The organism is Halonatronum saccharophilum DSM 13868 (genome assembly GCF_000517025.1).
GTDB lineage: Bacteria > Bacillota > Halanaerobiia > Halobacteroidales > Halobacteroidaceae > Halonatronum > Halonatronum saccharophilum.
Genome location: NZ_KI912097.1, coordinates 661708 through 672912 on the forward strand (window position 1 = coordinate 661708; position 11205 = coordinate 672912).

Annotated in this window: 12 protein-coding genes; 11 read left to right on the plus strand and 1 reads right to left on the minus strand. The window is 31.9% G+C overall.

The annotated features are described in order from the left end of the window. The first annotated feature begins 353 nt into the window (after positions 1-353). Positions 354-2261 carry a DNA topoisomerase (ATP-hydrolyzing) subunit B gene (gene gyrB / locus HALSAC_RS0114430; protein ID WP_027340854.1) on the plus strand — a complete coding sequence of 636 codons (1908 nt, stop codon included), beginning with the start codon at positions 354-356 and terminating at the stop codon, positions 2259-2261. Positions 2262-2386: 125 nt separating this feature from the next. Further along, complete coding sequence (locus tag HALSAC_RS0114435) at positions 2387-3343, plus strand: D-2-hydroxyacid dehydrogenase (RefSeq protein WP_027340855.1); 957 nt, start codon at positions 2387-2389, stop codon at positions 3341-3343. Between the two features lie 56 nt (positions 3344-3399). Here the strand turns inward: HALSAC_RS0114435 and HALSAC_RS16185 are convergent, their stop codons facing one another. Continuing rightward, a complete protein-coding gene (locus HALSAC_RS16185; protein WP_035571954.1) occupies positions 3400-3660 on the minus strand; it encodes a hypothetical protein in 261 nt (86 codons plus the stop codon). A gap of 179 nt (positions 3661-3839) precedes the next feature. Between HALSAC_RS16185 and HALSAC_RS0114445 the strand changes: the two genes are divergently transcribed. The 9 genes from HALSAC_RS0114445 to HALSAC_RS0114485 all read left to right on the plus strand — a co-directional run bounded on the left by HALSAC_RS0114445 (position 3840) and on the right by HALSAC_RS0114485 (position 11117). Then, a complete protein-coding gene (locus tag HALSAC_RS0114445) occupies positions 3840-4226 on the plus strand; it encodes a PadR family transcriptional regulator (RefSeq protein WP_027340856.1) in 387 nt (128 codons plus the stop codon). 216 nt (positions 4227-4442) lie between these two features. Beyond that, positions 4443-4604: a rubredoxin gene (gene rd / locus HALSAC_RS16955; protein WP_084804524.1), complete on the plus strand. Its 162-nt coding sequence runs from the start codon at positions 4443-4445 to the stop codon at positions 4602-4604. A 189-nt stretch (positions 4605-4793) separates the two neighbouring features. Continuing rightward, positions 4794-5117 (plus strand): hypothetical protein, encoded by a 324-nt coding sequence (locus tag HALSAC_RS0114455; RefSeq protein ID WP_027340857.1) that lies wholly within the window; start codon positions 4794-4796, stop codon positions 5115-5117. 229 nt (positions 5118-5346) lie between these two features. Continuing rightward, positions 5347-7122 carry a collagen binding domain-containing protein gene (locus tag HALSAC_RS0114460; protein ID WP_027340858.1) on the plus strand — a complete coding sequence of 592 codons (1776 nt, stop codon included), beginning with the start codon at positions 5347-5349 and terminating at the stop codon, positions 7120-7122. A gap of 242 nt (positions 7123-7364) precedes the next feature. After that, positions 7365-7613: a hypothetical protein gene (locus HALSAC_RS0114465; RefSeq protein WP_027340859.1), complete on the plus strand. Its 249-nt coding sequence runs from the start codon at positions 7365-7367 to the stop codon at positions 7611-7613. Between the two features lie 16 nt (positions 7614-7629). After that, entirely contained in the window at positions 7630-7863 is a 234-nt protein-coding gene (locus HALSAC_RS0114470; RefSeq protein WP_027340860.1) for a hypothetical protein, read from the plus strand. 410 nt (positions 7864-8273) lie between these two features. Next, entirely contained in the window at positions 8274-9188 is a 915-nt protein-coding gene (locus HALSAC_RS0114475; protein ID WP_027340861.1) for a L,D-transpeptidase family protein, read from the plus strand. A 91-nt stretch (positions 9189-9279) separates the two neighbouring features. Then, positions 9280-9819 (plus strand): stage V sporulation T C-terminal domain-containing protein, encoded by a 540-nt coding sequence (locus HALSAC_RS0114480; protein WP_027340862.1) that lies wholly within the window; start codon positions 9280-9282, stop codon positions 9817-9819. Positions 9820-10424: 605 nt separating this feature from the next. Next, positions 10425-11117 carry a deoxynucleoside kinase gene (locus tag HALSAC_RS0114485; RefSeq protein WP_051412261.1) on the plus strand — a complete coding sequence of 231 codons (693 nt, stop codon included), beginning with the start codon at positions 10425-10427 and terminating at the stop codon, positions 11115-11117. Positions 11118-11205: the final 88 nt, after the last annotated feature.

Sequence of the window (11205 nt, forward strand, 5' to 3'; positions counted from 1 at the left end):
CTACTCTTTATTACTAAATGCTAAGGGTATTCAATTGATTTACTTTTGTTTTTACTGATTCAATATTACTGACTCTACGAGTCTTACAAAACAAGACTCTCCGTGAAAATCCTTCAGGGCTTATCAGCCCTTTCGTGAAATTCATAAAAACCATATCCACAAAAACCGTATCTCTTGATTCCTAATTATTCTTCGCTTTAGAATAAATTTTAGTCATTTTGATTAATTTAGATAATAAGAGATTATTAAAGTATAATTTTAATACTAAGTTGCTATAAAAGTATTAATATGCTATTATAATAGATGAAGAAGGTTAATTTACAAAATGTGGTAATAAAGGGAGAGGGATTAGAATGGCAGTGAATAAAGAATATAATGCAGAACAGATTCAGGTCTTAGAAGGTTTAGAAGCCGTTCGTAAGAGACCAGGAATGTATATAGGTTCAACAGGAACAAAAGGGCTACACCATTTGGTTTGGGAGGTTGTAGATAATAGTATAGATGAATTTTTGGCTGGATATGGTGATAAGATTGAAGTCTCTATAGAGCAAGGTGATATAGTTACTGTACGGGATTATGGTAGAGGTATTCCTGTTGATATCCATCCTAAGAAGGGGTTACCAGCAGCTCAATTAGTTTTAACTACTTTACATGCAGGTGGTAAGTTTGATGGTGGAGGCTACAAGGTCTCTGGAGGTTTACATGGAGTCGGTATCTCTGTTGTAAATGCTTTATCAGAGTGGCTAGAGCTAGAGATTCATCGTGGTGGATATATATATCGTCAAAGTTACAAGCAAGGTATTCCTGTTAGTAAGTTTAAAAAGGGTGAACGAACTAAAGAGACTGGGACACAGATTAGATTTAAGGCTGATAAGGAGATATTTGATAAAATTGATTATAAGTTCGATACTTTAAGTACAAGACTTCAGGAATCTGCCTTCTTAAATAAAAATTTAAAGTTAGTTTTAACTGATAATAGAGAAGATAAGCAGAATGAAGTTGAATATTGTTATAGTGGTGGTTTAGAAGCTTTTGTTAAACATTTAAACGAGAGTCAAACTTCTTTGGTAGATGATATCGTTTATATAGAAGAGGAGGTAGATGATACCTATGTAGAAGTAGCTTTTCAATATAACAAAAGTTACAATGAAAGTATCTATACCTTTGCTAATAATATAAATACCCATGATGGTGGATATCATTTAACAGGGTTTAAAGCTGCTATAACTAAAGCCTTTAATAATTATGCCAAGGATAATAACTTACTAAAGAAGAAAGATCCATCCTTGACAGGAAGAGATTTAAGAGAAGGGTTAACTGCAGTTGTTAGTGTTAAGTTAACAGAGCCACAATTTGAGGGCCAAACTAAAACAAAGCTTGGTAATAGTGAAATAAGAAGTATTGTAGAGAAGGTTGTTTATGATTTCTTAGGTTACTATTTAGATACAAATCCTAAGTTGGCTAAGGCTGTGGTTGAAAAGGCATTAGAAGCTGTTAGAGCTAGAAAAGCTTCTAAGAAGGCTAGAGAGCTGGCTAGAAGGAAGGGGATTTTAAATAATAACTCTTTACCTGGTAAGTTATCAGACTGTAGTAGTCGTAAGCCTGAAGAGTGTGAGCTTTATTTAGTAGAGGGTGATTCAGCAGGTGGATCGGCCAAGCAGGGAAGAAATCGGGAGTTTCAAGCTATTTTACCTCTAAAGGGTAAGATAATGAATGTGGAACGAGCTAGACTTAATAAAATTTTAAAGAATACTGAAATAGCATCTGTAGTTACAGCTTTAGGTGCGGGAATTGGAGAAGAGTTTGATATAGAGAAGTTAAGGTATCATAAGATAGTGATTATGACCGATGCTGATGTTGATGGTGCTCATATCTGTACTTTAATTTTAACTTTATTCTATAGATATATGCCTCAGTTAATAGAGGAGGGGCATGTCTATATTGCTCAACCACCTTTATATAAGGTGAAGTATGGTAAGAAGGAGAAGTATCTTTATAGTGATGTTCAGTTAAAAGAGCATTTAAAGGGTAAGGATAGAAGTAGGGTAACTATCCAAAGATATAAGGGGCTAGGAGAGATGAACCCTGAGCAACTTTGGGATACTACCATGGATCCTAAAAATCGTAAGTTACAGAAGATTGAGGTTGAAGATGAGATAATGGCTGATGACATCTTTAATCGACTGATGGGGTCTAAGGCAAGGTTACGCCGAGAGTTTATTATGAAGAATGCTAATTTGGCCGATAATATAGATATATAGAGTTAAGCAGCAGTCCAATATTGGGCTGCTTTTTATAGATAATAAATTGTATAGGGCAATAGTTTTTAGAATTTATGAATTTGAAATTAGGAAAAAATAGTTAATAACAAGAAAGGATGATATAAATGAAGATAGTAGTATTAGATGGCAAGGTTTTAAATCCAGGTGATTTAAGTTGGGAAGGTTTAGAGAAGTTAGGTGATCTTAAGGTCTATGATCGTACGCCCGAGGATAAAATAATCGAAAGGGTAGGGGATGCAGAGATTATCTTTACAAATAAGACTTTTTTAAAGAGAGAGGTACTGTCTAAGTTAATTAATCTTAAATACATAGGTGTTCTGGCAACAGGCTATAATGTGGTAGATGTGGAGGCTGCTAAGGATTTAGGGATAGTAGTAACTAATATTCCTGCTTATAGTACCGATTCTGTAGCACAATTTGTCTTTGCTCTCCTTTTAGAGATTTGTCATAATGTTGGTGAACATAGTAAGAGTGTAAAAAAAGGAGAATGGGCCAACGCTAGAGATTTCTCATATTGGAATCATCCTCTAATGGAGTTGGCAGGCAAGAAATTTGGAATAATCGGTTATGGGAGCATAGGTAAAGCTACTGGAGAGTTAGCCAAAGCATTTGGTATGGAAGTCTTAGCTTATAATAAGGGTAAGAATAAAGGGAAAGTGATTGATGGTGTAAAACATATAGATTTTGATGAATTGTTAGAAAAATCAGATGTAATCTCTTTGCATTGCCCTTTATTTGATAGTACAAGAGGGATGATAAATAAGGAGACTATCGCCAGGATGAAGGATGGTGTTATACTAATCAATACCGCAAGAGGCCCATTAATCGTTGAAGAGGATTTGGCCCGAGCTTTAAATGATGAAAAGGTAAGGGCAGCTGGCCTGGATGTCTTATCCAAAGAGCCAGCAACTAAAGATAATCCATTGCTTAAAGCTAAAAACACTATAATTACTCCTCATATAGCTTGGGCACCAAAGGAAGCAAGAGAGAGGTTAATGAATATTGCTGTTAAAAATCTAGAATCTTTCTTGGATGGAGAGATAGTTAATAGTGTTATATAGTATGATTAAAAATTAGAAATCTGGAATCACTTTTATCGATTCCAGATTTCTAGCTTTTATCTTTTCTTTGGTTCTATCTCTTTACCCATTTCTACTAAATCTTTTGCAATCTCTCTTTGATACTCTTGGGTTATCCAGCCAAATAAAGCAGGCATACTGTGATCTTGGGGATATCCTTTGTTGACTTTGCTAGCAGATTCAGTATCACCCCATTCCTGCTCAACAAATTCTTTAGTATCGGCTATCTCATTACTTACACTTTTAGGGTTATCACTTTCTTTATGATTTGCTTTAATTTCTTTTGGACCTTGAGCCATTTCTTTACCTCCCTTCTTTTTATAGTCTTCCATAAAAGTTTTTAATTATAAGAGGTAAAAAGTGCAGATGAATAAAATAAACTTCTTGCAGGAGTTTATGAATTTTTGTTTAAATTCTATTTTAAAGAAGTGTTTACTTATATATTGGTTATTTATCACCAAAGAAAGGAATGGTTTTAATGTCAAAATATAAAGGAAAGTTAAACAGACAATTTCCTGCTAAAATAAGTACTACTGCTTTTACATCAATTTATATACTTCACCTATTACAAAATTATGATAAAATGTATGGTCAAAAAATCTTAGATACCATTAACCAGCAGATGGGAACTAGGTGGAAACCGTCAAGGGGAATGGTTTATCCACTATTAAGAGAGATGGAGGAAGAAGGTTATTTGAAGGCTTGGTGGGATGAGCCAGATAAGAGATCAATTCGTTACTATAGAATAACTGATAAAGGAGCAAAACACTTAGAGAATATGAAGATAAAGTACAAGAGTTCCTTTAAAGATGCACTAAAGATAGTTAAAACCGCTATAGATGAAATCTATGGTGGGAAGGTATAATTATTTTTTTACCTCAAATATCCATGGGATATGTTGACAAACAAACAGCAATCAATTATAATTAATAGTAGTAATTATTGTTGATTCATTTTCTTTTATCTTCTTTCATTGCAATAGATTCCATAAATTCAAAATAATAATTTGGATTTAATTTATAAAAGGTAAGGAAGATGATTACAATAATTAATAGCATTAAACTTAAAAGGAGGAGTTAGCATGGCTAAGTATGAATGTACTGTATGTGGTTATGTATATGATCCAGAGGTAGGAGATCCAGATAGTGGAGTTGAAGCTGGAACTGCTTTTGAAGATATTCCAGATGATTGGGAATGTCCTTTATGTGGTGTAGGGAAGGATATGTTCGAAAAAGTTGAATAAAAAGTTAAACATATTTAATAAAAATGGGGCCTTAATATGGCCTCGTTTTTAGATTTTATAAAATTAATTTATGGTGAAGTTGGTTATTTTAATTATTGTGAGATATAATAACATTGTAGTAATTAATTTTATCTTCTCCTTTGACTAAAAGTATTTAGATTACAAATACTAAACTTGAGGGGGGATATAATGAGAATTGATAAGGATAAAAGGGCTGCAGGTATAATTGATGGTGATTATTGTCTACAAGTTGCTAGTGATATGTTAGAGAGATTTCAAGAAGAAGAGTTAGAAAATGATGGCTTTAATAGTTTAGAGATGTTAGCAATTAAGGCTGTATTTGATGATTTATTTGAAAATAATATTAAATCTAAGTATAAAGAGGGAAGAAATGAAGTCTTGAATTTACTCAATGGCTTACAATCATATGAGGATAGGGAGTTTATGGACGAGAGAGATTCTTTTGATAGTAATATAGTTAATATTTTTGATTATGCAAACAAGGAAGATTAATAGGGTCGAGGGGTTTACCTCTCTATCCTCCCTCAGTTGCAATAAACAGCTTTTGTTAGTCATATAAAATCAGATCTATACATATATACTAGAGCAATCTTATAAAATTGCTTTGCTTTAAATAATAGATTTATAGATGAAATTAAAGGAAAAAAGATATATTTGTCTAATTGTTATATTAAAGTATTAGACAAAAAATATAATTAAATAAATTAAGGGGGCAAGAAAAATGAAAAGTTTATTTAGAAAGAAGATTGGAATATTAGCAATATTATTAGTAGGAATTTTGGCCTTAGTTGGATGTAGAGGTGAAAGCCTTTCTGATTTAACTGTGGAGCTTAATACTGAAGCTGAAGTTACAATCTCTAGAGAGGGAGAAAGTAAGACTGAATCAGGTAAAATAGTACAATTTGAGGGCTTACCAGAAGGAGAATATGATTTAGTAACTAAAGCAGATGGTTATGATGATCTTAAAACTATAATTGTATTAGGAGAAGATGACCTTATTGTTCCTTTAGAATTGGATAAAATTGAAATTAAGCCTGTTGAAGAAGAGAAGGTAGTTAAAGAAATAGTTAAGGTTGATTTAGTTATTGATATTTCTGATATTAATGAGAATGAATTAGATGCTAAGGTTATTTTGAAAAAAGATGGACAGACTATAGCTACAAAAGAAGGATCTAAGATGACATTTGAAGAATTAGAGCCTGGCGAATATACTCTTGAAGTAATTAAAGATGGTTATGATAAGATAATTAAAGACGTTACTTTAGGAGAAGGGGATGCAGATATATCTTTACATGTTCTTGGAGGAAATGTATCACAATATTATGTGGATAGTAGTGAAGAGTATATTTTAATTGAAGATGTAGCTGAGGGTGAAGAGTTGTTAGTAGGGATTTCTTATTTAGATTTAGAGAATTTTGAAGCTAGACTTAATCTTGATAATTTTCATGATAGGATGGCAAAGGTTGAATATGATGCAAGAAAAAAAGGTTTTGAATTGATTGAAAGGTATGGGGATGATTTAAGTATATTTAAAAATGAGTATACTTTAGGTGATAGTAAATTATTTACTTTACCTAATGGTGTTAGAGAAGAAGATGTAAGAGCTACTTTAGAAGGAGTAGGAAAGAACATCCATGTATTTGTAGATAATGATTATGATATTGATTTTAATACGGTGGATAAGTTGATAAATGATTTCGATAATGTTATTTATCCAGGTCTAACAGATGGTCAGAATAGAGATGAAGTAATTGTACTTTTAACTGATTTTGATCACTTAGATATAACAGGTTACTTTAATCCAGCTGACTTATATGAGGGATATGGAAATGAAGAAGCGGTATTTTATTTGAATGCAGACAGAGGTGTGAATACACTGTTAGGAGCAGCAGCACACCAATATCAGCACTTAGTATTCTTTTTAAATAAAGCAAGGGCCAACCGTGTGGCAAACGATGCTTGGATTGATGAAGGGTTAGCACAAAATGCTTCTATTCTAGCAGGTTATATCGATGCAGAGAAGTCTGGATGGTCTCAAGATGGAGGAAATGGTTGGGTTTATGATAAGGACTTTGGTTATTTAAATAATACCCAAGAGGTTAATTTATTAGCTTATGATGGTAGGTTGGCATCTGGTGGAGCTACTTCTTTATTTGCTACTTATATTCTTGAGCAGTATGGTCCAGAGTTGATTAATCAGATTATGATAAGCTCTAATGATCCTAAAGATGTTATTGAAGAATTTACAGGTGAGAAATTTAATAAAATCTACTTAAATTGGATGACTGCAAATATTGCAGATAGAATTCCTGAGATAGATAGTAGAGTTTATAACTACTCTAGCTTTGAGATTCAAGAGTTCCCAGCTTTTAATGATCAAGTAAGTAGAGATGGTATAACTTACTTGAGATTTGAAGGAGAGGGTGGAGATATATCTATTCCATTACCTGAGTATGAAGGGGAATTAGGAGTTGTAGTTATTAGAAAGAATAAATAGTATCAAAAAAAGCTGCTAGCGAAAGTCGCTAGCGGCTTTTTTATTTTTATGGGTAATAATAAAGCAGAACTTTATTAGTTGCTAGCCTTTAGTTACTGGCTCTTAGCTAATGACTATTAACTAGTAGCAAGTAGCTGTGGCACGACAGTGATACTTTCCAAAAGCCCTATGAATATTTTTAAAATTAACTAGGGATAATATAAGTGATTATATTAATATAAAGGGTGGGGAAGTGATTTAAAATGAGTTTTAAAGAAGATTTGATTAAAAAGATCAAAGAGTCACCTGATATTTATAATGAGATAAGAGTAGAAAGTTTAATTAATAGTATGGATCCTTTTGGAGATAGAGAGGTCTTTGAATATATTTATGATACTCAAGAGGATAGAACTTTAGAGACGTTAGGTGATGAAGAGTTGATTGATTCTTTACTAAGGAATTTAAAGTATTATATTGAGTATGAACGGGAAATGGGCGAGAGCGACATTTAAAGGAGGGGATGAACAAATGGCAGAAGATATTGAACAATTTTTAAAGTATGGAGGCGTTAAGTTTGAATATAAGGCTCCTGAAAGGGAAGTTTATAAATTTGTGAATAGTCTTCCAGAAGAAAAGAGAAGTAGCATAGCAGAAGTTAGCAAAATATTAGAAGAAGAAGGCTATATAGATCTAAAACCTGAGTTTAGTACAATAGATCAGGAATTGTTAGATGCTCAAGTAGAAGAAAATAGAAGGATATAAATAAAGTAACTGCCTACTTAGTTAACTAAGTAGGCAGTTACTTTATTTATATGTGGTATTTTTAATTTTGAAACTTTAGTTAATTAAGATTAGAATTATTTAAGTTCATTAAAGTTTTAATCATAGTTCTTTAGCTGATTAAATAATGCTTCAATGTATTCTTGCATTGTTATTTCTTGGTTAATAAATTTGTTGATTAAATTACTCTTAATCATATTTTTTTTCATTATTTCAAATCAGCTCCTTAATTTTATTTTCTTATTACTTAGTATTCTTTAAAAGTAATTATATAATACTAGTAATGCTTACCTATAAAAGAGAGAATACTTTAGAATTTAAGTAGAATTGAATAAAATAAGAAAAAAATGAAATAATAATAGTAAAATATAATTATAAAATGAGGCAAAAATATGTTGAGAAAGAATTTTGCTTGGGTGTTTTTTGTTATTGTAACATTATCGCTTCTTGGAAGGGCAGAAGCTAGTCTTGGGTTCGGGAAGGAGAATCTTTATATAACCCAACCCTATTTGAAGGGAGAAAAAGTATTTTTCTTACAAGAAATTTTAAAGATATTAGACTATTATGAAGGGGATGTTGATGGTATATACGGGCCAACAACTGCCCAAGCAGTAGGCGAGTATCAAAAATCTAGGGGGATGGATAAGGACTTTAAAGTTGATAAGAAATTATGGGATGATTTATTGACTGAGATGAAGGTAAGTGGAGAGAAGTTAGATAAGCCTGAGGGAAAGGTTTTGATAATTATAGATATTCCAAGCCGATTACTAAAGGTTTACTCAGACAAGAAGTTATATAAGGAGTTTAGGGTCGCTGTTGGTAAGAAGTCGACTCCAAGTCCAGTAGGCGACTGGAAGATCAATCAAAAAGCTAAATGGGGTGGGGGGTTTGGAACAAGATGGATGAAATTAAATGTTCCTTGGGGAAAGTATGGTATTCATGGAACCAATAAGCCTAACTCTATAGGTTGGGCAGCTTCTCATGGTTGTATAAGGATGTTAAATCGTGATGTGGAAGCTTTATATGATTGGGTTAATGTTGGCACTAGAGTTCATATTCGCTCAGGTGAATTTCACCCTTTGAGACTACCATTGAAAGAATTGAATTTAGGTAGTAGAGGGAGTAATGTAATGGTAGTACAGAAAAGATTAAAGCAATTAGGTTATTTTAATTATAACCCTGATGGTATCTATAGAATTGGCACTAAAGCTGCAGTTAAAAAGTTTCAACAGGATAATGGTTTACAGGATATTGGGATAGTAGACGATAAGACTTATCGTAGGTTAAATTTAATATTATTTGAATAAGATCAAATAGTTTCAATAAATATAGGAGTTTTAGCATAAAAATGAAATCAAAGTAATATACTATTAAAAAATACTAGGAGGTGTAATAATAGTGAGAGCAACAGGAATAGTTCGAAAAATTGATAATTTAGGAAGAGTTGTAATACCAAAAGAGATCCGTACAGAGATGAAGATAGATAATGGTAATACCCTAGAGATTTATGTTGATCAAAATGATACAGTAATTTTGAAAAAATATAGTCCCGTAAGGGAATTTACAAATTTAAAGGGGTATATTGATACTTTAGAAGAAACAACTGGGTGTAATGTTATGATTTCAGATACAGATAGAATACTTGAAACGTCTTCTATGATGGAGGAGTATGGTACTAGAGCTATAGGAGGTAAAGTCAAGGAAGCTATGAAGTCTAGAAAGACTATGATCTTAGATAGTGCTAGGGATGAAGATATATGTACTAATTATAGGAGTAAAGAGGGAGAGTTAGGGTCTATATTGATTTGTCCAATAATTAAGCAAGGAGATATATTAGGATCAGTGATTTTATCTTCTAATCAAAAGGAGTTAAGTGATTTTGAAGCAAAGGTAAGTGAAATAACTGCTAAGGTAATAAGTAAGAAGTTAGGGTTATAGAATATTTTGAAAATATTTATTTTAGTTATTTTTAAAGAATATTTTCTATTTTTTCCTGCAGATAAGGAATTTATCTGTAGGTTTTCTTTTTAATAATTAAGAAAGTATAGGGATATAGTTTAAAAATGGTCTGTTAAAGTAAAGTATAGTCTTTTCTACTTGAATTCTATAGTATAAGGTTATAAGCTATAAACATAGAAGATTAATTATTAAGTAATTTAAAATTGCCATATTTAAGTTGTTTATACTTAACTAATAAGGAGGGAAGAATGATGGTTGATATAAACTGGCTTATAAATAAACAGCGTGATTTTTTTGAAAGTTGAAGAAGAAATTTTAGAGGAAGTTAAAAAATACTTAGGTAAGCTATCTCTAGAAGCTTCAAATCTATGCTTATTAAAAGTATTGAAATTTAATTTTAAAAAATAAAGCCTAATAATTCTTGTTGTTTTATGTAAGTATCTTTGTTATAATAATTTTAGTTTGATTTTAATTAAAGCTATTACTTAGAAGATGTTTTAAGAGATAGTTCGGAGCGAGTACTTATTATAGATAAGAGTACTCTTTTTGTTTTGAAGTAAATTCTTTGGGAAAGGGACGGGCTTATGAGAAAGAAGAGAGAGGAAGGGGAAAGAGAAAAAGTGATTGTACTAGGAGGGATGATTGGTGTTGGTAAGACTACTTATGCAGAGTCTATAGCAGATCATTTAAGTAGTCAAGTGTTTTATGAATCAGTTGATAACAATCCTTTATTAGACAAGTTTTATGCAGATAAAAAGAGGTGGGCTTTTGCATTACAGATATTTTTCTTAAATAAGAGGTTTAAATCCATAAAAAAAGCTTTACACAATAAGAATAATGTCTTAGATCGTTCTATTTATGAGGATGCTTTATTTGCAAGGATAAATTATGAAAGTGGTAATATGTCTCAAGCAGAATTTGATTGTTACATAGAATTGCTTGAGAATATGATGGAAGAGTTAGAAGGTATGCCAAAGAAGGCTCCAGATCTATTTATTTACTTGCAGGCTTCTTTTGATACTATTGAGGAGAGGATCCAAAAGAGGGGAAGGGACTTTGAACAGTTTGATAATAATCCAGACCTTGAAGCTTATATGAAGAACTTACATTCTCGATATGATGATTGGGTCTTTAATCATTATAATGCTTCTGAAATATTGGTTATTAATGCTGATAAGTATGATATAACCCAAAAGGAAGATGCGCAAGAGGTGTTGGCCCAAATTGACCAGCGTTTAGTAGAGTTGGAGAAAGAAAATAAAAGAAGAATATCTTAAATTTAAAAGGTCTAATATATTAATAAAGAGAGAGTTGAATAAAACTAATAAAAATATAAAGGGTTGGTGATCATATGATCACCAACCC

Bases quoted from the DNA above. Each gene is read 5' to 3' on its own strand.
- gyrB (WP_027340854.1), top strand. From the start codon at position 354: ATGGCAGTGAATAAAGAATATAATGCAGAACAGATTCAGGTCTTAGAA.
- HALSAC_RS0114435 (WP_027340855.1), top strand. From the start codon at position 2,387: ATGAAGATAGTAGTATTAGATGGCAAGGTTTTAAATCCAGGTGATTTA.
- HALSAC_RS16185 (WP_035571954.1), bottom strand. From the start codon at position 3,660: ATGGCTCAAGGTCCAAAAGAAATTAAAGCAAATCATAAAGAAAGTGAT.
- HALSAC_RS0114445 (WP_027340856.1), top strand. From the start codon at position 3,840: ATGTCAAAATATAAAGGAAAGTTAAACAGACAATTTCCTGCTAAAATA.
- rd (WP_084804524.1), top strand. From the start codon at position 4,443: ATGGCTAAGTATGAATGTACTGTATGTGGTTATGTATATGATCCAGAG.
- HALSAC_RS0114455 (WP_027340857.1), top strand. From the start codon at position 4,794: ATGAGAATTGATAAGGATAAAAGGGCTGCAGGTATAATTGATGGTGAT.
- HALSAC_RS0114460 (WP_027340858.1), top strand. From the start codon at position 5,347: ATGAAAAGTTTATTTAGAAAGAAGATTGGAATATTAGCAATATTATTA.
- HALSAC_RS0114465 (WP_027340859.1), top strand. From the start codon at position 7,365: ATGAGTTTTAAAGAAGATTTGATTAAAAAGATCAAAGAGTCACCTGAT.
- HALSAC_RS0114470 (WP_027340860.1), top strand. From the start codon at position 7,630: ATGGCAGAAGATATTGAACAATTTTTAAAGTATGGAGGCGTTAAGTTT.
- HALSAC_RS0114475 (WP_027340861.1), top strand. From the start codon at position 8,274: ATGTTGAGAAAGAATTTTGCTTGGGTGTTTTTTGTTATTGTAACATTA.
- HALSAC_RS0114485 (WP_051412261.1), top strand. From the start codon at position 10,425: ATGAGAAAGAAGAGAGAGGAAGGGGAAAGAGAAAAAGTGATTGTACTA.